Origin of the sequence: Varibaculum cambriense DSM 15806 (assembly GCF_000420065.1) — a bacterium.
Taxonomy (GTDB): Bacteria; Actinomycetota; Actinomycetes; order Actinomycetales; family Actinomycetaceae; genus Varibaculum; species Varibaculum cambriense.
Genome location: NZ_ATUF01000002.1, coordinates 1,101,626 through 1,126,046, shown reverse-complemented (window position 1 = coordinate 1,126,046; position 24,421 = coordinate 1,101,626). Strand labels below are relative to the sequence as shown.

18 protein-coding genes and 3 tRNA genes are annotated in these 24,421 nt (G+C 53.8%); 8 read left to right on the top strand and 13 right to left on the bottom strand.

Annotated features, from left to right (window positions below; all coding sequences use genetic code 11):
- Window positions 1-161: 161 nt before the first annotated feature.
- From F605_RS0105035 to F605_RS0105025, 3 genes are all read right to left on the bottom strand, one after another.
- Window positions 162-1,496, bottom strand: a complete 1,335-nt coding sequence (locus tag F605_RS0105035) for an MFS transporter (RefSeq protein ID WP_022864811.1) — start codon at window positions 1,494-1,496, stop codon at window positions 162-164.
- Between the two features lie 165 nt (window positions 1,497-1,661).
- Window positions 1,662-1,994, bottom strand: coding sequence for a branched-chain amino acid transporter permease (locus F605_RS0105030; RefSeq protein WP_022864810.1), 333 nt, complete (start codon window positions 1,992-1,994; stop codon window positions 1,662-1,664).
- A 1-nt stretch (window position 1,995) separates the two neighbouring features.
- Window positions 1,996-2,703 (bottom strand): AzlC family ABC transporter permease, encoded by a 708-nt coding sequence (locus tag F605_RS0105025; RefSeq protein WP_022864809.1) that lies wholly within the window; start codon window positions 2,701-2,703, stop codon window positions 1,996-1,998.
- A gap of 287 nt (window positions 2,704-2,990) precedes the next feature.
- On the opposite strand from F605_RS0105025, the gene F605_RS0105020 reads away from it, so the two are divergent.
- A tRNA-Ser gene (locus F605_RS0105020) sits at window positions 2,991-3,078 on the top strand.
- A 475-nt stretch (window positions 3,079-3,553) separates the two neighbouring features.
- A complete protein-coding gene (locus tag F605_RS0105015; protein ID WP_022864808.1) occupies window positions 3,554-4,582 on the top strand; it encodes a hypothetical protein in 1,029 nt (342 codons plus the stop codon).
- 346 nt (window positions 4,583-4,928) lie between these two features.
- Here the strand turns inward: F605_RS0105015 and F605_RS0105010 are convergent, their stop codons facing one another.
- On the bottom strand, window positions 4,929-5,198 hold the full coding sequence (locus tag F605_RS0105010) for a hypothetical protein (RefSeq protein ID WP_022864807.1): 270 nt from the start codon (window positions 5,196-5,198) through the stop codon (window positions 4,929-4,931).
- A gap of 660 nt (window positions 5,199-5,858) precedes the next feature.
- On the opposite strand from F605_RS0105010, the gene F605_RS11015 reads away from it, so the two are divergent.
- A complete protein-coding gene (locus F605_RS11015) occupies window positions 5,859-6,641 on the top strand; it encodes a DUF4190 domain-containing protein (protein WP_022864805.1) in 783 nt (260 codons plus the stop codon).
- A gap of 326 nt (window positions 6,642-6,967) precedes the next feature.
- Here F605_RS11015 and F605_RS11010 read toward each other — a convergent pair whose 3' ends face one another.
- The 3 genes from F605_RS11010 to F605_RS0104985 all read right to left on the bottom strand — a co-directional run bounded on the left by F605_RS11010 (window position 6,968) and on the right by F605_RS0104985 (window position 11,389).
- Window positions 6,968-10,501, bottom strand: coding sequence for a CAP domain-containing protein (locus tag F605_RS11010; protein WP_022864804.1), 3,534 nt, complete (start codon window positions 10,499-10,501; stop codon window positions 6,968-6,970).
- Between the two features lie 259 nt (window positions 10,502-10,760).
- Window positions 10,761-10,832: transfer RNA gene (locus tag F605_RS0104990), tRNA-Asn, on the bottom strand.
- Window positions 10,833-10,870: 38 nt separating this feature from the next.
- Entirely contained in the window at window positions 10,871-11,389 is a 519-nt protein-coding gene (locus tag F605_RS0104985) for a hypothetical protein (protein WP_022864803.1), read from the bottom strand.
- Between the two features lie 56 nt (window positions 11,390-11,445).
- Here F605_RS0104985 and F605_RS0104975 point away from each other — a divergent pair.
- Window positions 11,446-11,520, top strand: a tRNA-Ile gene (locus tag F605_RS0104975).
- A 94-nt stretch (window positions 11,521-11,614) separates the two neighbouring features.
- Here the strand turns inward: F605_RS0104975 and pheT are convergent.
- Window positions 11,615-14,263 carry a phenylalanine--tRNA ligase subunit beta gene (gene pheT, locus F605_RS0104970; protein WP_022864802.1) on the bottom strand — a complete coding sequence of 883 codons (2,649 nt, stop codon included), beginning with the start codon at window positions 14,261-14,263 and terminating at the stop codon, window positions 11,615-11,617.
- A gap of 2 nt (window positions 14,264-14,265) precedes the next feature.
- A complete protein-coding gene (gene pheS / locus F605_RS0104965) occupies window positions 14,266-15,351 on the bottom strand; it encodes a phenylalanine--tRNA ligase subunit alpha (protein ID WP_022864801.1) in 1,086 nt (361 codons plus the stop codon).
- A gap of 194 nt (window positions 15,352-15,545) precedes the next feature.
- Here pheS and F605_RS0104960 point away from each other — a divergent pair, with 194 nt between their 5' ends.
- The 3 genes from F605_RS0104960 (at window position 15,546) to ppgK (ending at window position 18,172) form a co-directional block, all read left to right on the top strand.
- Window positions 15,546-16,370: a substrate-binding domain-containing protein gene (locus tag F605_RS0104960; RefSeq protein WP_022864800.1), complete on the top strand. Its 825-nt coding sequence runs from the start codon at window positions 15,546-15,548 to the stop codon at window positions 16,368-16,370.
- A 128-nt stretch (window positions 16,371-16,498) separates the two neighbouring features.
- Window positions 16,499-17,410 (top strand): type I methionyl aminopeptidase, encoded by a 912-nt coding sequence (gene map / locus F605_RS0104955; protein ID WP_022864799.1) that lies wholly within the window; start codon window positions 16,499-16,501, stop codon window positions 17,408-17,410.
- Window positions 17,411-17,413: 3 nt separating this feature from the next.
- Window positions 17,414-18,172, top strand: a complete 759-nt coding sequence (gene ppgK / locus F605_RS0104950; RefSeq protein WP_022864798.1) for a polyphosphate--glucose phosphotransferase — start codon at window positions 17,414-17,416, stop codon at window positions 18,170-18,172.
- A 187-nt stretch (window positions 18,173-18,359) separates the two neighbouring features.
- Here the strand turns inward: ppgK and F605_RS0104945 are convergent, their stop codons facing one another.
- A complete protein-coding gene (locus F605_RS0104945) occupies window positions 18,360-19,229 on the bottom strand; it encodes a hypothetical protein (RefSeq protein WP_022864797.1) in 870 nt (289 codons plus the stop codon).
- A 171-nt stretch (window positions 19,230-19,400) separates the two neighbouring features.
- Between F605_RS0104945 and F605_RS0104940 the strand changes: the two genes are divergently transcribed.
- Window positions 19,401-20,801, top strand: a complete 1,401-nt coding sequence (locus F605_RS0104940) for a class II fumarate hydratase (RefSeq protein ID WP_022864796.1) — start codon at window positions 19,401-19,403, stop codon at window positions 20,799-20,801.
- A 7-nt stretch (window positions 20,802-20,808) separates the two neighbouring features.
- On the opposite strand, the gene F605_RS0104935 is transcribed toward F605_RS0104940, so the two are convergent.
- The 3 genes from F605_RS0104935 to F605_RS0104925 are packed head-to-tail and all read right to left on the bottom strand — an operon-like array spanning window position 20,809 to window position 24,411.
- Window positions 20,809-22,440, bottom strand: coding sequence for a DUF6056 family protein (locus F605_RS0104935; protein WP_022864795.1), 1,632 nt, complete (start codon window positions 22,438-22,440; stop codon window positions 20,809-20,811).
- Window positions 22,430-23,275 (bottom strand): exodeoxyribonuclease III, encoded by an 846-nt coding sequence (locus F605_RS0104930; RefSeq protein ID WP_022864794.1) that lies wholly within the window; start codon window positions 23,273-23,275, stop codon window positions 22,430-22,432. The genes F605_RS0104935 and F605_RS0104930 overlap by 11 nt, the downstream gene beginning before the upstream one ends.
- 26 nt (window positions 23,276-23,301) lie before the next feature.
- Window positions 23,302-24,411 carry a BMP family lipoprotein gene (locus F605_RS0104925; RefSeq protein WP_022864793.1) on the bottom strand — a complete coding sequence of 370 codons (1,110 nt, stop codon included), beginning with the start codon at window positions 24,409-24,411 and terminating at the stop codon, window positions 23,302-23,304.
- Window positions 24,412-24,421: the final 10 nt, after the last annotated feature.

Below are 24,421 nucleotides of genomic sequence, written 5' to 3'. Positions count from 1 at the left end.
CTTTCACCTGGAAGCTAACAATCTAAAGTTACCTGTGGGTTAACAACGCGGAACCGGCAGGAAAACTATCGAGAGGAACAAAATCCCAGAAATTTGGATATACCTGGGTTTTCTCTAATTTTTACGCTGGTAACACCGGGGTATGTGCCTGGAAGACTGCCTTAGGTTCCGGTGTCTCGTGACTGGTTATCCATAATCCGTTGACGCTCCGCGCGTTCTTTCCGACGCCGCATCGCTCGTTCGCGCGGTCCTTCGATGCTGACAAAGGGGCGGGAGGCGCGCAGGGTAACGTCTACTTTCCAATGCCGCCACAGCCAAATGCCTACTATTAGCGCAACCAGCAAGGACGCGATGGCGCCGACGCCTAGTGACCACCGGGGGCCCCAATGTTCCGCTACCCAACCGATTATTGGTGCCCCGATCGGGGTGGTTCCCAGGAAGAAGAGGAAATAAATGGACAGTACCCGCCCTCTGATTTCTTCCTCGGTAGAAACTTGGATAGTGGCGTTAGCGCTGGTAAGCAGATTCAACATTACGAATCCGGTGGGGATCAGTAACAGGGCGAAGATTTCGTAGGTGGGAGCCAGCGCTAAGGCGCCCTCTAAGATTCCAAATAGGACGGCGGAGACCACCACGGTGAACACTCGGGGCTGACGCCGCCGGGCAGCTTGCAGGGCTCCCGCCAGGGCGCCGATCGCCATAATCGAGCCCAATAAGCCATATTCACCTGCACCTTTACCGAACACTCGGGTGGCCATGACCGCTTGGGTGAGCTGGAAATTTAGTCCCAACGCCCCCACTACCGTAAGGATGGCGATGATCGCTTTAATGTCGGTACGGTTTTGCACATAACGCAGGCCTTCGCGCATCATTCCTTTGGTGCGGGAAGTTTTTTCCGGGCGATAAAGCCGGGCAGGATCCATCAGCGACAAGCCGAGGACCGGAACGATAAAGAGGACGAAATTGGCGATAAAAACCCAGCCCGGCCCGATGCCAGCGATCACAAACCCGGCGAGTCCCGGACCAATCAGACGTGCCGAGTTGAAGGCGGTAGAGTTTAACCCCACCGCATTAGGGAGATCTTCCTTAGTGACCAGTTCCGACACGAAAGCTTGCCGTGCCGGGGAGGTTAGGCAATCCGCTACCCCAGTTATCAGGGCGATTATGTAAATATGCCAGAGGGCGGCGACTCCCGTGAGCAGCAATATCCCAGTTAGGAGCCCGCAGAGGGCAACTATGCATTGGCAGATCTGAATGATGCGGCGCCGATTGAAGCGGTCAGCCACCATTCCTGCCGGTATCGACAGCAATAACTGCGGCAAGAATTGCAGCGCAGTGACTACCCCGACTGCAAAGCCGGACTGGTCGGTGAGTACCATCAGCACCACCCAGTCTTGGGCGACTCGCTGCATCCAGGTGGCAGTGGAAGCAAAAATATTAGACATCCACCACAGCCGGTAGTTGTGGTATTTGAAGGAGGTAAATGTGCGTGACAAAGCTACCTCCTCAAACCTTGCAATCTAAATCCCTGCTTATTTACCCTAGTCCTCTTGGAATACCGCCCGCAGCTTTCCACGCTAAAAGCGTAGCCGCGGGGATAAAGCCGGATTTCCGGGCGGGTTTTAGGGAGCGATTCCCGGTGTTTTACCCCAGTCGCGCCCTCATGCCAGTAACATCCCCAGCGCCCAATAGGTGGCAATTCCCGCCACGATAGATGCCATCGCGTTCGCCCATTTCCAGTGGATAGCAGCGGTTATCAGGATTCCACCAACTGCCGGCACCCAGGAGGAGAGCGCGTGAAAATCCGTGTCCATCAGCGCATAAACCACCAGGATTACCATTACTCCCAGCGGCATACTGGTGGCGACCAAGCGTACCAGCGGCGATTCTTCTTTCCCGCGCAGCGCCACAAAGGGGAAAGCGCGCAATGCGTAGGTAACTGCCCAGATCACGGCAATAGCACCGAGGGCGTAGGGGTAGGTTAAAGGGTTCATTTTAGGCACCCTCTTTCCCGGAAGGACTGCGGCGCATTACCCAGGCGCAATGCAGTAAAACCACCACGGTGAAAATTGAAAGCGCGGTGATGAGCATATATTTTCCGCACCAGATGGAGCCGATTAAGCCGCAGGCTAGCGCGGCTAACCCTAGCAGCGGATAGTCGCTTTGCCGGTAGGCATCTATTGCCAGGGTGACAAACAGGGCGGGCAGGGCGAACCCCAGGAAATCGGTGTCGAAGGGTAGGGCTTTGCCCACGAAGGCCCCCACGGTTACCCCGCCTACCCAATAAAGGTGGCAGAGCAGATTTATAGAGAGGACGACCGGTCCGGTTAGGCGCTTATCTCCCAGATGGGAGACAGTCAGGGCATAGGCTTCGTCCGTGAGGGAGTGGATCGCGTATAAGCGGGCGGGCGCAGATTTTATTTTGCGCAGCGGGAAACTTAGCCCGTAAAACACATGCCGGAAATTGACGAATAGGGTGGTGAGGGCGATTTGAAATAAATCAATCCCGCCTAGGATGAGGGAGACCGCAGTGAACTCCATCGAGCCCGCATAGATAATCGCAGCCGACAAAATAGTCAGCCAAATGGGGAATCCTTGGGTGACCGCAAAAGCACCGAAAGCGATTCCCAGCGGCAGATACCCCATACCCACGGGCCCGGTTAACCGCGCGGCTTGTTTTAGCGCTGACCGCGGTGAGGGCACGGATGCTGACGCTTCCCCTGGGGGTTGCGCCCGATCGGGCGGCTGACCTTGCTGTGCATGTTCATCATGTTAGGCATTTCTGCTTTTTTCCCGGCTGCGGTCTTAAACCCTGGGAATGAGGACAGGGGCCGAGATACTCCCTCCAGAATTAATGTTTTGCCAGTCAGGAGCGAAATCGCTGGAAATATTGAGCAACCTTTACCTCGAGGAGCTAGTGACCGGATGCACGCGAACAGTTTTTGCCGCTAACCTTGCTGTCCGTTAAACTATGGAGGTGCTTTGACATTGGAGATGTCGCATAGTGGCCTAGTGCGCTCCCCTGCTAAGGGAGTTGGGGTGGATAGCCCCTCGAGGGTTCGAATCCCTCCATCTCCGCTGGTAGGTGCGGGTTTACTCCCACAGCTCTTGTCCATTTGTATCCGCAGTACATTTCGATTTCCATTCGCCCAAAAAAGCCTTAAACTGCCCGCCAACACCCCACTTCCCGAGTGCGCAAATGCAACCAATCAGCTGGTCGACCAGCTACTTGGAACCGGATTCGCCGGCGGGTTCACCACTCTTTCCACCGCCAGTCTAGTGGCTGTGGAACTGAGAAAAATGAGGGCGCAACTAGCGGGTTAGCCTACACGCTTGCCCCCTTGTGAGGTTCCTACATCTTGGCGTATTTGGGAATCGCGCTGACGCCGCCGTCGTAAATAACTACCAGCCAAATCGGCTACCGGGCCATTACTTTGGCGCCCCAAAAGCAAATCGCTTAGAGTTTTATGACTACCATTACTAGACAAATAAGCCTTTCCCTTTTACTCTACCTAGGTAAGGTTAACCTAAGTATACGGAAGGGCTTTTGTAGATGAAAAGACTGCCTAGATTATTTACTGCACTGGGTTTGAGCGCGCTGCTGTTCCCGCTCGGTGTGACTACAGCGTCAGCGGTAGAGAATCCGCTGAAATGCGATAGCGGCATCAAATGTGGACCATACAAAGTGCAGGCGACCTATGTTCCCACCCAAAACGACGGTGCAGCAAAGCCGTGGGGAGAAGTTAGCGCAGAGGTAGTTGGGGAAAGCATTAAGAAGGTTCCTGCAAATACGGCGGAAGTAGAATTCACTTATCGCGTGAGCGCGACGCAATTACCAGTTACTCCCCCGCGTTTTAGTGTACAAATATCCACCGAAGACTATACGGCGAAAGCTTATCGCGTATTACTCACCAAAGACGGCGCACCGGTAGAGGCGCAGTGCACTATGACGCCGGAAACAATACCCGCACAGGGTAAGGCAATAGTGAGCTGCCCGATGGTGGCGGGGGCCAACAAGCTGGAGCTGTGGCATGCCGACCCCGGCATTCAAGACATGTATGCCAGGTGGGATTTGAATTCCCAACCCCGCCCGCAGGCGCCAAGCGTTGACCAGAATTTGCAAATAACCTACACCGCCAGCACCGGTGAGGTACAGGCACAGCCGCTAACCGGCACGGTGAAAGACGGAAAATGGGAAGGAGTGTTTACCTACAAAGTAAAGCCTTCCCAGGTTGGCGGGGAAACCGTTAGCGCCGCTCCAACGATTACGGTGGTCAGCGGTAATTCTTTGACCGCCGGCGATTTAGCGCAAGTGCCCGCCGTGCAAGTGACGACGGAGGCTACGCCGGCACCCGAGCCGCAGCCTGTGCCGGACACACAACCGCAACCGGGATCGCAAACACGACCAGTACCAGCTCCGGCAGCGGACAAGCATAATTCTAAGATCGTTAAGAAAACTGTGATTGCCAACAAGTCGGACGGTAAGCAACTACCGCAGACCGGGGCAACTTTGCCGCTCTTCTTGCTCGGAAGCGGAATCCTGGTTTCGGCCGGAGTAGCTATACGAAAAATTTCTGCCTAGCTTTATTCGCTTAAGAGTTAGGGCTAGATAGAAACTGGCGGGTTCCAAGCATAATTTGCGCTAGGAACCCGCCACTTTCATCTTCGCTATTGTCATTGGGTTCGTCAGTTATCGTCAGTTTTCTTCATTTTGTTTGGCGCGCCTATACCAGCAGTAACCGAATCCCCCTCCAGGTGTGAAACGCTACATTCATTTCTACTACAGCCATCGCATCAAACTCACCCTCGGCGGATTAACCATAAAACAATACAGACACCACTACTAGCCGGTAGTCTAAAACTGCCCAAAAAATAATCCGCACCTCCATTCAGGTATTAACCGCGCATTTTGAAAAACATTCCTTAGGTTAAGCGACCTGCAGGGATTTGAATTTTTTGTATGCTCCCGCTCTAGTCATCCCTAAATAGTCACCTATCATTTCCCAAGTTGCCCCCTCTTCCCTAGCGGTACTTACCGCTTGGGCAATGGCGTCCTGGGCACGTTTTTCTGCCTGGATTGCTGCTGCTAGTTGCGCAAGTCCTTTACCGCGGTAGACGGAAGCCACCGGGTCGGGTCCTGCCCCATTGTTAGCGTTTTCAATCTCATCAATCATTTCTTCAATAGTCCGTTTACTCACCGCTTCCTCCTTAAGTATTTCGGTCTTGCTTTCATCGCATGGAAGATGACTTGGTTTCGGATTCCTGTTTCCAGAAGCGTGCCATCTGTGCCAGCTCCTATCACTATGCGGTATCCGTCCATGGGGAATACATCTATAGGGGTATTTACTGCGTGGAGTAGGTCTATGGTGCTTACGCCGTGTTTATAGGCGCTTTCCTTAACCTCCACCTTGTTAACTTTAGTTAACAAATCTGCGTCATGTCAACCACTGGAAACAATACTGTTTCATTGCCGGGCAAACTCTCGGCAGATAGTTGGTTACGCAGGAGATGGATTCTCCCTCCCCCACTTATTTTCTTAGTCCAGGCAAATCTCTCCGGCACCAAGCAAATAACTTTGCGGGGGAACTTTTGGCCAGACGCAATGCATTTTTAGATAAGGAATCGCTAAATCTGCCCCTAGTAGCCAAAAGACGGCAAATATACTTGACAGATTCCCCCCCCCCCCCGAGACAATCGCATTGTACTTGGGACCGGGGTTGTTTCAGAGTTTTGCTTACATGAATTTACAAAGCAAACCAGTACATCCCCATCCTTTAGATACAAACTTGTAGGTCTTGCCTTCCCGGCTAAATCCTACAAACCGTTTCAACAACAAAAATTACAGAAAGTAAGTAGCCATGTCGGATACCCAGCCTCCAGAGCAAAGCAACATTCAAGCACAAAATTTCCAGCCGCCGATTGCACCTAAGAAAACCTCAGGACTAGGGATTGCTTCTCTCGTACTAGGGATTATCGCAATAATCGGCTCTTGGGTTCCTATTCTCAATAACCTCTCTTTCCTGCTAGCCGTTATTGGTCTAGTGCTTGGAATCGTAGGCATAGTTTCTATCCGCAAGGGAAAAGTAGGAGGAAAAGGGCTAACGATTGCAGCAATAATCATCAACGTTGTTGCTATCGTGATCGTTATTTGTACTCAGTGGGTGTTCGGGAAAGCGCTTGATGAGGTATCCAAAGAAGTGAACGCTGGATCGACAGTTGTCAGTACGACTCAAAAAGCTGATGCCGGTGATTCCAAGAAGACCGATCAGAAGACAGACAACTCCAAGCTTGCTATCGGAAAATCTGTTACTTTGGACAATGGTTTACAAATATCAGTTGATTCTAAAGCGGAAAAGACTGATCAGGCGGGCGACAAATACCTGCTTGTGACCGTCACTTACAAAAACACCGGGTCTGACCCAGTAGACTACAACGAGTTTGACTGGAAGCAAACCTCAGAGTCGGGAAATATGGAAGATCCAGGAATTCCCATCCTGGACGAAGAACCACTAAATACCGGAACCTTAAAAGCCGGGGGAACCGTGACCGGGATTATTCCGGTCAAACCGGACGCTGCCAGCCTTTCCTACTTCGGAAACATCATGGACAAAGAAGCTACGGCTACCTGGCTACTCAAATAGTTTTAAGTAATACCTAGTTTTCATCTATCAACTTTTTGGCTACCTCTTGGCTCCACGGTCAAGAGGTAGCCAAAACTTTTTAAGGGAAATACAGTAGCTCTGCTGATTCCCTGACTACAATCAGACGTTCCGCTGGTGCCCGTTAGCCGGCGGAGACATAGCTTAGGGGTCAAGCTGTGTTCACTCTGCCGCCCCGTTATAACACGGCGATAAACCGATGAAGCTGTACAGCCTCGGTTTTACCGCACCTATTTAGATAAAACCGATCCCCTGGGCTGATCTTTTTAGCCCAGGGGATTTCGGTGTGCTAACGGATATTTAAATCCCTAGATTTCTTGCGAGCGACGGCGACTGGCAGCTACCAGCCCCACTCCGGTGATTACCGCTAGGGAGTTTAATGCCACCAGGGAAGTCATAGATACCCCGGTTACTGGCATTTGTTCGCCGGCTACTTGCCTGTCGGCGTTAGCCTTCCGTGTTCCTGCCGCATTCGTTGGTTGTTTCTCTCCTACCTGGAATTTGAAGGTAGCGCGCTCGCCCCATTCGTTGGTAGCGGTAATGGTGTGGGCACCTAGTTCCATCGGCGCACTCACATTTACGATAAACTCGCCTTTCCCTACCGCCGGATGCACTCCCAGGTCAACCACGGTTGAACGCATAGTGACCTGGTTTTGACTGTCAGGACTGAATCCGGTGAAACGTACCTGGAACTTTGCTCCCGGCAAGAACTGGGTTTTCCCGTTGACTGAGGCAGCTGCTTGCACCTGATGGTAGCGGTTGTATTCTGCCTGGGCAGCAGCGAGTTTCGCTTGGGCTTGCCGGTTTACCTCGGCGGCCTCCGCCTGTTCTTTCTGCGCAGTCTTGGCCAGTCCCGCTAGCCGATCTGCTTCCTTCTGCGCCTTTTGGGCAGCGGTATTCGCATTCCGATAAGTATTAAAGAGGGCAGGCAATCCCAAATTATTGAGGTCGCTATCGGTAGCGTCCAGACCATTCTCCAAGGCGTTCTGCCCATCGATAGCCTTCAGTTTATCCGCCAGCGCTTGCTTAGCTTGCTGCTCATTTTGCAGGTCGGTGGCAACTTTGGTTACCACTTCCAGGTCTTTATTTGCTTTGTCGGCCGCAGCTTGCGCCTGTTTTAGGTCTTGAGCTGCCTTTTCTGCCTTGGCTACCAGCTGATCGTGAGCCCTCTGCTGCTCAGCTAGCGGATTTAGTTCCGCTTGTGCGGCCGCACGTTCATTTTCAGCCTGGCTGACTGCCGCCGCAGCCTGCTGGTTTGCGGTGTTGGCGTCCTCCAGAGCCTTATCTGCTGCTTCTTTAGCTACCTGTGCCTGCTGCTGCGCCTGAGTCGCCGCCTCCAACTGGCTGGCAGCTGCTTGGGCTTCATCTTTCGCTGCGGCTAGTTCTTGCTGAGCCTGGGCTAACTCCTTTTGCGCCGCTGCCAAGGCATCATCAACCGTGAGCTCCTTTAGCGCTTGCCGTTTTTCATCTTGTATGGCTTCTTTTGCTTTGACCTGCTGCTGCGCTGCCTCTAGGGCGTTCTGCGCGGCTACTGCCTTGGCTTTGGCATTCGCGAGGGCGCTCTCAGCGGCAGTAGCGGCTTCTGCAGCTGTCTGCACTGCCTGCTCTTTTTCCTTTGCCACACCCTCGGCAGTCGCCTTCTGGTTCTCAGCGTCCTTGACCTTTTGGATGGCAGTTTCGATAGCCGCAGCCGCTTCAGATTCTTTGCTTTGCGTATCCTTCCAGGCGTCATTCTTGGTTTTGGTTTCTGCCTGAGCGTCGGTTAACGCCTTTTCGTCACTGGTGACTTTTTCGCCTGCAGCTTTAGCCTTAGCCTGCAAGTCTGCCAGCTTCGCCTGCGCTGCCTCCAGATTCTTCTTTGCGCCCTCCGGAGTCACCGAGTTGTAGTAGTCCATAAACCGTTTTTCGTATTCATCAACGGTATACGCTTCCCCAGCGGTATATGTGTTTTGGTTAGCAAAGACCTGGATATGCGTTGGCTTATGCTTGCTATCAGGATCAGTACTTGCGGCGTAACCGGTCACATTATAGTCACCGATCAGGTTTGTATAATGTCCTGTTACTCCGTTATTACTCCTCCCGTTCCAAGTCTCACCGGCTTTTTGAGAAAGATAATTACGCTTCTCTCCCCAATACCAGCCATCGGGATAGCAAAATGACCCCCCAAAATAGCAAGTCACGTATTGAAAACCGGTTCCATTATTTGCTTTCGTTTCTTTCCCATATTTAGCTTCCTCCCCAAAAGGATTCGGAAAAGAGGATCCATCTCCGGCTCCATTTGCCAGATTTTCGGCATACCCCCAACTGTCTGGGTTTTCATGCTGCTGCCGGGAATGATTCTCATGGGTATCGGACCAGTTGGCATTGGATTGCGCCATTGCCATCAACAAATCAGTGACTTTCAAAGGCGCTAGTCCTTCTAAAGCTCTTAACCGATTTGCTTCCCGGATCCACTTGAAAGTGACTTTCATATTTTCCAGTGAAGTGGCGTCATTGGGGTCGCCTTTTTTGGTGTAGCTAGCATATTGGGCATTATTTAGGATGTCGATAGCGGCTTGTGACCCCATGGCTTTAAAGAACCCGAAGCTGCCTTGGTTGAATTTTTTGGCTGCTTCGTCCACCGCTTTTTGCGCATTCGCTACTTCGGTTTCTGCGGCTTTTACCGCCTCTTCGGCTTTCCGCTTGTCCTCGCGCGCCTTTGCCAGATTTGCTTCGGCTTGCGCTTGCGCGGCTTTGGCGTCCTCGGCGTCCTTCTTAGCAGCTGCGGTTTCACCTTGGCGAGTAGCTAAAGTAGCCTCGGCCTTGGCCTGCTCTTCCTGAGCAGCCTTTACCTGCGCAGCGGCAGTCTCTACTGCCTGATCAGCTTTGGCTTTATCTTGCTTCGCCTGCTCAACGTCTTTTTGCTTTGCCTGCAACTCGGTTTCCGCAGTAGTGACTGCTGCCTGCGCCGCCTCTACCTCGCTTTGGCGCTGACGTTCCTGAGCCTTAGCGGTTTCTACCTCGGCTTTAGCTTTATCTAGGGCCTCTTGAGCTGCTTTTATTTGTTCTTGCAGAGCCGAGGATTCGCCCCCAGAAAGATCTTTAACTTTCTTCTCTAATTCCTCTACCTTTTGTTGCTTGGCGCTGACATCGGCTTCAGCGGTCTGCTTCGCGGTTGCTGCTTTAGTCTGAGCTTCTGTGGCGGTCTGCAACTGAGCTTCCGCAGTCGTTACCTGCTCTTGCGCTGTTTCTAGTGCCTTTTGCGTCTCTGCCTGCTTTGCTTCTGCTGCCTGCTTATCTTTCTCAGCTTTCGCTACCTTATCTTTGGCCGCCTGCAGCTGCTCGGCATCGGGAGCAGGCTTATCCGCAACCACTTTATCAGCGTCCGCTTTAGCTTGCTCGGCTTGAGCCAAGGCTTCTCCTGCGGCCTTAGCGGCGGCATCGGCAGCAGTTTTCTTCTCATTAGCCTTTTTGAGGAGATTTTTGGCATCACTTGCCGCCTTCTCGCTATCCGCTTTCGCCTTAGCTAGAGCGTCAAGGGCATCTTTCTTAGCCTTCTCGCTGGCGGCAGACTTTTCCCCGGATTCTTTCGCGGCGTCCTGAGCCTTCTGCGCGGCATCCTGTGCTTGACTATCAGCATCCGCCGCTTTCGCCGCACTTTCCTGTGCCGCTTTCTTTGCTGCCTCCAGCTCATTTGCCGTTTTTACTTTCGGATTGGTCTGCTGGTTTTGCTGCTCACCCCCGGTGGGATTAACGGGATCACTAGGCTCGGGTGCGGCTTGCGCAATCCCCGTAGCTGGTAGCACCCCCGCCAACGCTAAAGCGAAACCGGTGGCAGTTAGTTTTGTAGCATGCTGCTTCATTGCGTAACAATCTCCTTTAGGTCACCCCTCAATGACCTATCTCTACCCTCAACTTTGAAATTTGGAGCGCCCCTAACGGTGATTAGAATCACCAGGGCAGACAATTAAGAGCCTATCAGATAGTTACATAGCCACTAACGGACGTAAGTCGCACAAGCGCAGCGCAGGGACAACCTTCCCTGATTATCTGCTTCGACCGCCCCTAGCATCAGCGGTAAAATAAAAAATCCTCAGTGCCAGCGAGCACTGAGGTTTTGAGCTCCCCCAACTGGATTCGAACCAGTAACCCTTCGATTAACAGTCGAATGCTCTACCGTTGAGCTATGGGGGATCGACTTGAATAAGACTACCGTGAGAGAGCGAAAGTTCCTAATCTTCCAGGTCGAGAACTATCCCCAATTTCTGTTCCCACTCAGCCGCTATCGAACGCAGATACTGCTGGTCACCCGGGTTTTCAAAGCTTGCTATGGGAGGATGTAAACGTAAATTGCGGTTATCGTCACGTAATATCTGTGCGCTAACTCTCTGTCCGGAAGGTAGTTCCAGCGGGGTAACAAATACCTGCGCCTCGCTTAACGCTTCCCGGATGATGTCCATGAAGTTGTGTTTGGGAGCCTCAATCGGGGTAAGCACCAGATCTTCACCCTCATGGAAAACAATCCGCAGCGTGCCCGCCTCACTATCCCAGCGGGCGTGAGAAACTTCATCCCAACCAAAACGGGACTTTACCTGCCCCGATTCCACTTCCGTTAATGCCTGCATGGTCACCACTAAGAAGCGCTCCTCCGCTACCTCCAAGAATTCGAAAACTCTATCCGAGGAGGTGAGGACGCTTTTAACCGCCTCCGGGACCCTGCGTCCCTGCAATTTTCGCAAAATGTTCGTCACGTTCTCAACCCTAAACAAAATTCAGTATTCCGCCCACCATCCGGTAGGCTAGATTCGCCCCGTTAGCTCAGTTGGTTAGTAGCAGCGAACTCATAATTCGTGGGTCGCGGGTTCAAGTCCCGCACGGGGCACCCATGTATTCCTTGCTCCCCACACCGCTCACTTTTGATATTTTTAGCGGTGAGGACGAGTTTACGCCCTCACCGCCGCCAACAATTATCTTTGTTAGGCGCGCAAAGTAGCCTTAAACTTCTTCGCGGTAGCCTTGATGATCCGGGTGCGTACCGCCTGAATCTCGCTAGCACTGAGCGTGCCTTCCCCAGAGCGAATCTTCACCGAGAACGCCAGCGACTTCTTGCCTTCGCCCAGCTGGTCGCCACTGAAAACATCGAAAAGACGTACTTCCTCTAGCAAGTCTCCCGCTTGTTTCTCAATCACCTGCTGCACATCCGCTGCGGGAATATCCGCATCCACTACCAGCGCAATATCTTCTTTCGCGGGCGGGAAGGACGATACTGGCTTAACCTGCAAATCTTTCTTCGGCATGGCGGCCGTGAACTTCTCGAAATCAATCTCGAACGCGCAAGCAGATTCCGGCAACCCGAAATTGCGGCAAACCGCCGGGTGGAGCTGCCCGGCTAAACCAACGCAGGCTCCCCGTACCACGATCCGCGCGCACCGCCCCGGATGGAAGGGCGCGACTGCTTCGGGCGAACCCGGCTCGCCCATCACGTTATCGTTAGCTAGGCGCTGGCGACCATCTTTGCCTTGCACGCGCATCGGTACCGCCAAAGTTTGCGCCACCGTAGTCACGAACTCTACCGCGTCCGCCCAATCATAAGCGCGGCCAGCACTCAACGAACCCGCCAATTCTGCCTGCCCCACCAGGACACCAGCAATATGCTCCGGCTGGTAAGGAACTCCTTTTTCGAGGGCGCGCTGCTGGTCAGGATCCGGTTTTTGCTCCACCCCGAAAGAACCGGTAAGTTCAGTTCCCATTCCCCGGGTAACCAAACCGGTTTCAAAAATCGCGCACTGCTCATTACCACGGGCAATATTGCGCCGAGCCACCCCTAGCAAAGTATCTAGCAGCGAAGTGCGCAGCAACGGTTGATCATCCGCCAGGGGGTTAGCCACCCGCACCGCCTGGCGCCGCACATCCTTTTCCCCTAGCAGTTCATCGTCAAATACATCCTCGGAAATAAAGGGATACGAAAGTACCTGTACCAGGCCGCCTTGCGCCAGCGCCCGCCCCACATCGCGGCGGGCCCGCTGCTTGGGGGTATATCCGCGTCCGGCAATCGGGCGCGGCCTGCGCGAAGGAATGGTGTCATAGCCGGCCAGCCGGGCAATTTCTTCTACCAGGTGCGCTGGTCCGGTCAAATCGGGACGCCACGAAGGCGGCTGGGCAATAACGTTGCCCTCTTCCACCCGCACTTCACATCCCACGTCTTTCAGCAGACCAGTGATGGTTTCTTGATCATATTCCACCCCGGTCAGCCGTGCCGGTTCATGCAGTGGCATCACGATTTCTGCAAACGGCTCGGTGTTATTGAGGTCGCTGACCCGCCCACTATCGGTGCCCCCACCATATTCCACCAGAATATCTACTACCCGCTGGGCAGCTACCGGCGCTAGCTCGAAGTCCACGCCACGTTCGAAACGTTTGGAGGCTTCGGATGGCAATTTATGCCGCCGCGCAGTACGCGCAATCGAAGTAGGCTGGAAATGTGCTGCCTCTACCAGCACATTCACCGTATCGGCGGTCACTTCAGTGGAGGCCCCTCCCATAACTCCGGCCAAACCGAGCACGCGGGAACCTTCTGCTCCCTGCGGGGAGTCGGTGATCAGTAAATCTTCGGGATCCAGGCTGCGCTCTACCTCATCGAGGGTAGTCAGCTTTTCGCCGGCTTTCGCCCGGCGAACCACGATCGGACCACACACTTTATCCAGGTCATAGGCGTGCAGGGGCTGCCCCAAATCCAGCATCACATAGTTGGTGGCATCGACTGCCAAAGAAATAGAACGCATTCCTGCCTGTTCTAGGCGGCGCACCATCCAGTCGGGAGTCGGCGCCTGCGCATCAATGCCGGTCACGATGCGAGTCACAAACCGGTCGCAACCAACCTTGCCGTTTACCGGGGTCTCATCTGCGACTTTAACTACGAAACCATCCGCGGTGGCCGCCGATACTGACCCGGAAGGCAGATTTTCCGCCAGCCCCAAGTCAGTGAACTTAGCCCCCGTGGAATGGGCATATTCGCGTCCCACCCCGCGCATTGCGAAACAGTAGCCGCGATCGGGGGTGATATTGATTTCTAGGGTTTCCTCCCCTAATCCCAACAGTTCAATCACTGATTCGCCAGGCGCGGGCAGCTCCCCGGCTGCGGCTTTTTCGGGCAGTAACTGCTCCAGGACGATGATTCCGGCATGGTCATCACCAATCCCCAGTTCCCGCTGAGAACAAATCATTCCGTCAGAAACGTGTCCATAGGTTTTGCGGGCGGCAATCTGGAAATCACCGGGCAAAACTGCGCCCGGCAGTGACACCACTACTAAATCTCCCACTTTAAAGTTGTGGGCGCCGCAAATAATTCCACGACTGGGCAGCTCGGAGGGCTCTTTTCCTTCCCCGGGACGGTCATTAAACTCGCCGACATCGACTCGACAATAGTTAATGACTTTCCCATTGGATTGTTCTTTGGCATCCAGGGTCAAAACCCGTCCCGCCACCAGAGGTCCGATTACCGCGGCGGGATGGATCGCTTCTTCTTCCAATCCTACCTTCACCAGGTCATAGGAAAGCTGTTTGATATCCGTACCCGGCACTACCTCGACGTGATCTTTTAGCCAATCAAGCGCTACAAATGGCATTGCTAGTTTCCCCTTCCGGTAGTGCCGAACTGTTTAGAAAATCGCACGTCGCCCTCGACAATATCGTGCATATCGGTGATTCCATGTCGCAGCATTAGGGTGCGTTCAATGCCCATCCCGAAGGCGAACCCGGAATACACATTGGGGTCGATTCCGCAGGCGGTAAGCACATTCGGGTTTACCATGCCGCAGCCGCCCCATTCAATCCAGCCGGGCCCGCCTTTCTTTTGCGGGAACCACAGATCCATTTCTGCGCTGGGCTCAGTAAAGGGGAAGAACGAGGGACGCAGCCGGGTTTTGGCTTCCATTCCGAACATGGATTGTGCGAAATGATCCAGGGTGCCTTTCAAGTCTGCCATCGTCAGCCCCTTATCTACAGCTAACCCCTCTACCTGGTGAAACACCGGGGTGTGGGTGGCGTCCAGTTCATCGGCGCGGAAAACTTTCCCGGGGCAAGCAATATAGACCGGGACGCCCCGCGAAAGCATTACTCGTGCCTGTACCGGTGAAGTGTGGGTACGCAGCACCAAGTTGCCATCCCCAGGGTTTTCTCCTCCCAGGGAACGCCCATCTACATAGAGGGTGTCCTGCTCTTGCCGCGCCGGGTGATCCGGATCGATGTTGAGGGAATCAAAGTTGAACCATTCGTGTTCGATTTCCGGGCCTTCCGCGATTTCCCAACCCATAGACACGAAAAAATCAGAAATATCTTCCATCAGGGTTTCCAGGGGATGACGCGCCCCTTGCGGGTAACGCTCGGCAACCTGGGTTACGTCCAGAGCCTCCGCCGCCAAAGTTTGGGCTTCTTTTTCCTTCTCGAGGGCGGCTAGGCGCTGGTCATAGGCAGCATGCAGCTGTTTCTTAGCGCCACCCAGATTCTTGCCTGCCTGGGCTTTGTCTTTCTTATCGAGGTTACGAATCTCCCGGTTAGCCAGGATGATCGGCGCACTGTCGCCCAGATGAGCTCCGCGCGCCCTCTTTAATTCTTCTAGCGAGCCGGCAGCAGAAAAATCGGCTTCCGCCGCCGCAACTGCCTGGGCTATTCCCTCTTGATCTAGCGGGGAGATAGGTGTGGTCGCTTCAGACACAGGTTCACCTTTCTTGATATTTCTTTCTCTTTTGTCTTCCACTCTAGTTGCCGAGCAAATTCTGGGGTAATTTAAGACCGCTTAACGAAAAGTTTGCAGATTTCACACCCTCCTCGGCATTAAAAAACCAAGATTAGCGGCTTGAACATCATTAATATGTAGAATGGAATCAGACTTGCAATCGAGGAGGCATTTTGGCGACCCTGGCTGGAAAAACGAAAGTTGATATCGTTGTGCCCTGCGTTGACATGGGCGCCATTAACTCTGCTTTGTTGCGTGATATGACGGTACTGCTAGCCCAGGCCGGGGTTAGCGTGGTTTGCACGGTTCACCTCAAGGATCATCCTGATAATCTGGTCTCCACCATTAAAGAAACAGATGCCGCGGTTTTGCCGCTTCTACCACTAGATCAAAACACTCTTGACCTCTTAAAAGAATGTGGCGCTACAGTACTTGATTCGGTGATGCACGGGAAGGACCGACAGAATCCAGCCAGTTTAATGACCTTCCAAATGCTAAAAATCCAGGTTGACGCCTTGCAGGCACGTAATCGTCGTCATCTGGCCTTTGTGCATTGGCAAGGTAAATACCCTGACGAGGCCGCTACCGTTTATTATTTCTTCGCACAAATGGCTTGCCAGGCGGCGGGGCTATCTGCTCCCACCCAGCTGATTCTTCCCGAAGATCCCGAGAATATTCCCTCCTACTTACTAGGGGCCCTGCAAAAGAACCCCACTTTAGATGGTTTCTGCGCCATGGATGATTTAACCGCAATGGCAGTGGTACATGGATTGCGCGAATGCGGCAAAATGGTCCCCCAAGATGCCTCCGTGGTAGGTGGCTATGATTCTCCCTCCGGTCAAGTATCGCGGCCACCGCTGTCCTCGGTAACAGTGGATACTCCCGCTTTGGCCTATCAAGAGTTAATACATATTGCCCAGCGCGAGGGCGACGAGCTCGACCTGGGACAAGCCCCCGGCGGCCAAATTCTGCAATATGTTGCCCGCGAGTCGGTCTAGAGTTTTTCACTGCCGGTAGTTTTTAGCTAGCTGCGGCTGCCAAAGTGCATCCTCATCCCAGATACCTGCAACCGCGGAATAAAATACTTAAAATCTGGAACCTTTACCCGAACGCGTAGAATAGCGGTATGAATGAATATCCAGGACTTAGCCTCAAAGAACTTGCCGAACGTGCCCCACTAGGAAATCAGGAAGCCGGAAAGGTCAGCCCCGAGCTAGAGGTACCTAAAAATATCGAACGCCCGGAATACCTGTTCCATAATGGCCCCGAAAAGGTGACTGCTTCCGATACCAAATCCCCGGAAACAGTCGAAAAAATTCGTGCCGCGGGACAGATCGCTGCCGATGCCCTCGCACTGGTAGGAAAGGCCGTTCGCCCGGGGATAACCACCGATGAACTAGATAAAATCGGTCACGAATATATTATTTCTCAGGGAGCCTACCCATCCTGTCTGAACTATATGGGATTTCCAAAATCCCTGTGTACCTCGGTAAATGAAGTTATTTGTCACGGAATCCCGGACGATAAACCGCTACAGGAAGGCGATATTGTCAACGTGGATATCACCGCCTACAAGGACGGGGTACACGGAGATACCTGCGCCATGTTTAGCGTAGGTCAGGTGGATAAAGAATCCCAGCTGCTGGTAGAGCGCACTTATAACGCCATGATGCGGGGAATCAAAGCGGTGAAGCCGGGACGCGAAGTCAACATTATTGGCCGGGTAATCAGCGCTTACGCGAAACGTTTTCGTTACGGAGTGGTACGCGATTTTACCGGTCACGGCGTGGGGGAGGCGTTCCATTCGGGTCTGATCATTCCTCACTATGATTGCGCGCCCTCTTATGGCACCGTAATGGAGCCGGGAATGGTGTTTACTATCGAGCCGATGCTGACCTTGGGGACAATCGAGTGGGAACAATGGCATAATGGTTGGACAGTGGTCACCAAGGACCGCTCGCGCACAGCTCAGTTCGAACACACTGTGGTGGTAACTGAAGAAGGTGCGCAAATACTGACCCTGCCTAGCAAGGAGTAGCTAATGGCTATCGCATTTGGTATCGATATCGGCGGATCTGGAGTTAAAGGAGCTCCGGTCGATTTAGAAACCGGAGAGTTAACTCAGGAACGTTTCCGGATTGAAACCCCTTACCCGGCAACCCCGCAAGCGGTATCGAAAACCGCAGCGGATGTCCTCGCTCATTTTGACCTTCCCGAGGACGTTCCAGTAGGAATTTGCTTCCCGGGTCCGCTCCCGGGCGGCTACGTCCGTTTTATGGCGAACCTGGATCAAGAGTGGGTTGGAAAGAATGCGATCGAAGTATTTTCCGAGGCTATCGGGCGCCCGGTCGCTGTACTAAATGATGCGGATGCTGCCGGGTTGGCCGAACAACAGTACGGGGTGTTCAAAGACCAGCCGGGCGTGACCGTGTTCACCACTTTGGGGACGGGAATCGGAACTGCTCTGTTCGTGGACGGGGTGATGGTACCTAATACTGAGTTGGGGCACATCGAAGTTAGCGGCCATGACGCGGAAACCCGCGCCTCGGCGGCAGTTCGCACCCGCGAAGATCTCTCTTGGAAGAAATGGGCTAAACGTCTCACCAAATATTACCGGGAAATGGAAAAGCTCTTCAGCCCAGATCTATTCGTAGTCGGCGGCGGGGTCTCCCGTAAACACGAGAAATTCTTGCCCCTAGTAGATATTTCTACCCCGATTATTGCTGCCGAGTTACGTAACACTGCCGGAATCGTGGGGGCAGCGGCCGCGGGAGCGGCTCGCCAACAAAAACGCGCCTAGTTCCCCCCCGGTTTTAACTGGTTATTTTGAGGACGCGCCTAGGTTTTATCCCCTAGGCGCGTCCTATTTTGTCATCAGGAAAAACTGATTCCACAGGACTATCACTGCTGATGGGAAATCCAGGGAACTAATAAGGCATTACCCTAAAATCTGCTTTCCCTAATTCCTCACTTGCCAGTGCCTGTGCCTACTGATTATTTCCGGGCTCGCTCGGTTCGGGGTTAGGACTGGGATTCTCTGTCCCGCCGGTGCTCGGCTTTGGGGTAGGAGTCTCCTGGGTAGGAGCAGGGGCGGCAGGCGTAGTTTGCGTGGCACTCGGTTGCCGCCTGGTCTCGACCTCGGTGGGCTGGGTGGTGCTAGGTTCACTCGTTTCACTACTGGAGCGGGTAGTTTCCGGGGTCGAAGAGCTGGTAGTAGTAGTAGTACTTTGTGAAGTCGTAGTTTCATGTTCTTCCGGGGGCAAGACCTGCCGGGAAGAAATCATTAGCGCCACTACCACTACCGCTCCCGTCAGTAGCGCCACAATCGCAGTCACGATTCCCGCCACTTTCAATAAGCGACGTTTGTCGGCGCGTTCTTCCTCATATTCTTGCTCTTCCCGTAGCTTTTCCGCGTCGACTTGGGGATCGTAGGCGGGAGGAACCCCCTGCGGATAAGAATCCACTTCCGGAGTGGCAGCGGCGGGATCAATCGGGGGTAGCTGGGTAGTAGCCGCTCCCGAATCCGGATAGGGATTCTCGGAGCCACCAAGTACCCGGGTACCCGCCGCATGGGCAGGAACATAACCGGTACTGGTTGCGGCGGGAGCATTAGTGTTAGGAATCGCTTCCGTTTGGGCGCCTGCGGCTAAGGCAGCGGCATCAGGAACTGCCGAGGGCGCTCCTGCCGGCGGATTCGGTACCGAGATTTTTCTTTGCGCGGCGCTATCAACATCAGGCTGAGCTACCTGTCGAGTGATCCGCCGATTAGTTTGCCGTCCCCGAGGAACATAGGCATTTGCCATCGCTCCCCCAGGCAGATATTCGGTAGGTTTATCGTCTGAGGCATCTTTGCTCATGGTGCTCCCACTTTCTGTCGTTACTTCCAGTCTAAGGGGCTACCACCTCTAAAATCACACCTGCAGCAAATTTCAAGACTTTTCCCCGGATTTTTAGGACGTTCTTCGCACCTAACCCAGGTAGGCTAGTAGCTAAGTAATCGTTTATCACTAACATCAAAGGAGCTACACGTGAGCGAAGAATATCGGATTGAACATGACACCATGGGGGAAGTTCGAGTTCCTAAGGACGCCCTCTATGCAGCCCAAACTCAAAGGGCGGTAGAAAATTTCCCGATTTCAGGTCGCACTCTTTCCAGCCACCATATTGCGGCTTTAGGGCAAATCAAACGGGCCGCGGCAATCGCTAACGCCGAACTAGAGGTAATCGATACCGAAACCCGTGACGCCATTGTTAAAGGCGCAGAAGAGGTTATCGCTGGTAAACATGATGACCAGTTCCCGATCGATATTTTCCAAACCGGATCCGGCACTTCCTCGAATATGAACACCAACGAGGTCGTCGCCACCCTGGCAACCGGATTTAAGGGCAGCAAAGTTCACCCCAATGACCATGTGAACGCTTCCCAGTCCTCTAATGACGTGTTCCCCTCCTCGATTCATATCGCCGCTTACGAGGCCGTCGAGCACGCCCTGCTGCCGAAGCTAGATCAGCTGGCCACCAGCCTAGAAAAGAAGGCGAAAGAGTTCGCCAACATCGTAAAGGCCGGACGTACCCACCTGATGGATGCCACCCCGATCATGCTGGGACAAGAATTCTCTGGTTACGCTGCCCAAGTCCGTAAAGGCATTGACCGCGTAAAGGACGCCGAAAAGAACCTGGCAGAACTGCCCTTGGGTGGTACTGCCGTCGGTACTGGGATTAACACTCCCGAAGGTTTCTCCGAGCGAGTAATTGCCCTGATTGCCGAGAATATGGATTTGCCGTTCCGTCAGGCCGATAACCATTTCGAAGCCCAGGCCGCGCAGGATTCCCTAGTAGAAATGTCCGGAGCCTTGCGGGTAGTAGCAGTTTCCTTCGTGAAGATCGCCAACGATCTGCGTTGGGCCTCTTCTGGGCCGCGCTGTGGCCTCGGCGAAATCACTTTGCCGGATCTACAGCCGGGCTCTTCGATTATGCCCGGGAAGATCAACCCGGTTCTGCCGGAGGCAACCGTACAGGTAGCTGCCCAGGTAATCGGTAACGATCAGACGATCGCTTTCGCGGGTGCGCAAGGCAACTTCGACCTATTGGTGATGCTGCCGGTAATGGCGATTGACCTGCTAGAGTCGATTAACTGCCTGGGAGCAGTCGCTGGTCTGCTAGCTGAGCGCTGCGTAGACGGTATCGTGGCGAACCCGGAGCACTGCCTGGAACTGGCCGAATCTTCGGCTTCCATTGTGACTCCGCTGAACCGTTACATCGGTTATGAAAATGCCGCTAAGATCGCTAAACACGCGGTGAAAGAGAAGATGACAGTCAAGGAATCGGCTCTGGATCTGGGATTTGTTGAGCGCGGGGAAATCAGTGAGGAAGATTTGGACAAAGCTCTAAATGTTGCTGACATGACTCACCCGAAAGCCGGAAAGTAATAAGCAACTAGATTAGATCGCGTTTGGTAGCGGGGCGGGCAGACTTATGCCCGCCCCGCTGCATCACAATTTTGGTTCCAGCAGGCAAGTTATGGAACTGCCGCAGCACCTGATGATATTTCGGGATCGGACGGTTCCAAAGCAGTAGTCCGCCACCGGCCAGAGTAGGCGGATAAACCAAGGTGTCACTCTCCCCGGCCCGAATCTGCTCACATTGAGAATCAAGGTCTGAAAGCTGATAGGCGGACACCCCCACCAAAACCCCATATACCAAGGTAGTAACCAGGCAAGCAGCGAGAGTACCTTGCAGGAAACGCTCACCTTTGTGGCGCAGTGGCGCCCCCGGCAGGCTATACGCCAGCACCAAAAATCCCCCTAAAAGTAAGAACAGGTAGGAGTGCATGTAGACGCGGGCAATGGTCTCCCCTGCTGCTAAGGGGATAGGAATCGCCGCGATTGCCAGGATTAGCAGCAGCACAAAGGGAGAGCGGTAAAGCTTCGGAAGATGGCAAGTAAACAGTATGAGACAGATTAAGACGCTGACCGCCAAAAACAGCAGGAGCACAGTCGAGTAGAGAGGGAAGTCAAAGTTCAGACGCGGATTGCGGATTCCCTGATGAGGTTGCGCCTGCAGCCAGTCGATGCGCCGCATCCTAAAGTAGGAAACCAGCTCACCGCCGCCAATTAATCCCATAAGTGCCAACCAGATTCGGCGTAACCTGCGGGCACTCCCGCTGACGGAAATAGTGCTGGCCGTCAACCCCAGGCAAGCAAGCAGAAAAATCAGAAAAATCAGGCCGTGCCAGAAGAAACCGGCCACCCCATTAGCCATGCCGGTGATCAGGGAGGTGGCGCCTCCTCCCGAAAGCCCGGACGCAAACTCTTCACTGCGTTTATAGTGACCAGGAGCCGCAACCTGGATTAGGAACACGATGCTGGTAACACCTAACAGCAACCAGGCAGGCAGCGGAGCTTTACCACGCTGGCGAATCAGAGTAGCTATCGCCAGGGCAACGAGGCATGACGCCCAGATTTCCAGGTGCAAACCCACCAGGATGGTGCAGATGACGGCCAGCAAGGTGCGCAACCAAGACCAGGTATTAGGGTCTATTGCGCTATCTGCCAGAAAAGTTTTCGCAAATGGCCAGGCAGCCAGGAAGAATAGCGGTAATGGGAGGACATATCCGATAGAGGCTGCCATCCAAATGAACGCCGAACCTACCAGGGTATAGTTTCCCGCGCAGAGCAGAAAAAATATTCCCGCTACCCCTGCGAAAATAAGACGGCGAGGACGCACAGGTAATTTTTCCCAGCTGTCACCCAATAGTGCCCGGAAAAATACCCAAACACTGATTGCCGCCAGCAGGGTGCCAACTGCCATTAGCGTCCTCCAGATGGGATCCGGAAGCATAAACAGGGCGCGCGCCCACACATCGGCAGTGCGCCCCGAACGTTGGAAATAATCAAATCCGATTGCGGAGATTACTTCCGCGAAACTGGTTTGCCCTTTGGGGTGGGCGCCGAAGTTAGTCGCAAAATTCCAGTCGTCAGAATGGAAAGGCGCCACCAGCCATCCGGCTAGCCACACCAGCCCCGAGATGGCAAAGAAACAGTAGTGTCCTTTATGTTTAGAGATCATAACTAACAACCACGGGAGCATGGTCGGAAAAACGCTGGTCGTAGGCTTCGGCGCGATCCACCTGCTGGGTGCGCGCCAGCGCTGCCAATGCCGGAGTGGCCAACTGATAATCAATGCGCCACCCGGCATCATTATCGAAGGCTTTACCCCGCCAGGACCACCAAGAATACGGGCCTTGCACCTGCCCGGCGAGGGTCCGCGCCACATCTACCCAGCCCTGCTCGCGCCAGCGATCCAGGAAAGCGATTTCCTCGTCTAAGACTCCGGCGCGTTTATTGTGGTTCGGTTTCCAGTTTTTAATATCCAGCTCGGTATGCACCACATTGAAATCCCCGGCAACCAGCACTAAAGGTTCCGTATTTTCCGAGGATGTTTCCGCGTTCATCAGCTGCTCGAGCCGTTTCCCAATTCGCTCTAGGTGCGCCATCTTATGGTCTTGTTTTTCAGTTCCCACTTCCCCGGAATGGAAATAGGCGGAGATTACTCGCAGCTGCGCGTCCTCTTTTCCGCCTTGATTTTCCCGGGTTAATAGGGCCTCTAACCAGCGGCCGCCATCTTGGGGAACCTCGACCGGTACCGTATCCGCCTGCGAATCCGCTAGGTACCAGGGGGAGGATTTACGCACCGCCACTGCTACTCCCGCGCGCCCTTTGAGTTGCGAAGCGTTCACCACCACCTGCCAGTCATCCCCAAAAAGTTCCGAGGTGATTTCTTCGCTAGCGCGCACCTCTTGCGCCAAGACCACATCGGGATTTGCCTGTTCGAGCCAAGTATCCATTCCTTTACGGAATGCCGCACGGATCCCGTTGACATTAACTGTGGCTATTTTGAGCATTTTTCCCCTTTACCTTACGTCCAGCTCTACCCTTGGTGAGCTGCGAGTTTTGCAATATCGATTTTCCCGCTGTCAATCTGACTGCGAATCCCTGCCAATTCGGCGGTGAGGCTATCCGAGAACCGGGGAGCATAATCGCCCCAACCAGCCAATTTGACTCCAGAGTTCTTTAGCGTTCCCCGGTAGTCTTTCCCCGCCACAGAACCGGTTTGCAGCTGTTTCAGCAACTTTTTTACATACCCGGAAGGATCCACCACCGTGGAAGTGAGCACGTTACCTTTTAGCTGCGCCGAAGTGGCCGCCAAGTCTTGCCCGTTCCAGATAGCCACGGCTTCTTTCGCCGCGAGTCCTTCTACTACGGCAGATTCGCCCGGAGGCGCCATTACAAAAATCACGTCCACCTGGTTATCCGCCAATTTGAGCAGCTGATCGTGCAGCTGCTCGCTCACTACCTGGACTGGCCCACCAACACTTTGATCCCAAGCGGCCAGGGCTACTCCCGAACCTTTGAACTGGTTATAGTACTCAACCCCCAGACGGAAGGCATTAGCCCAGGAAGATGCGGTGTCAAGACCCGGATTCACCTCCGGGTCTCTAGCGGTATTGTCCGCCGCTAAATCACTCACTGCCCCCACGCGGCCACTCTTGGTGACTCCCGCAGCCGCATATCCAGCTAAGAATGCGGGCTGGCGGAGATCAAAGTCAATACCACTGGCATTAGTTAGCGCTTTGGTTTTCCCTACCGCCCCCATTACCGCAAAACCCATCTCGGCATGGTCTTTAGCGATCTGCAACACGGCTCCGGCAAATCCAGGTTCTAAAGAAAGCACATTTTTACATTTCTTTTCCTGGAGCTTGCCTGCAATCTCTCCCGTTTTGTCTACGCTGAGATTAACGGCCTTAGCACCCTGCTTATTCTCCGGCTTTGCCAGCGCCTCCCCTACGGCTTTCCCTAAGGCCACGGCTCTAATATCTTGCGAATTCTTTTTTTCCACTAGGCAAAAAGCTTTATTTTCCTGCGTGTTTGCCGAAGCCGCGGAGCGAGAGGAATCCTGAGACGTGGACGCGCAGGCACCCAGAGTAAGTGCCAAAGCCGTCGCCCAGGTTAAGCCAACCGATATTTTCCGCAAGCGCATCTGTTGTAAA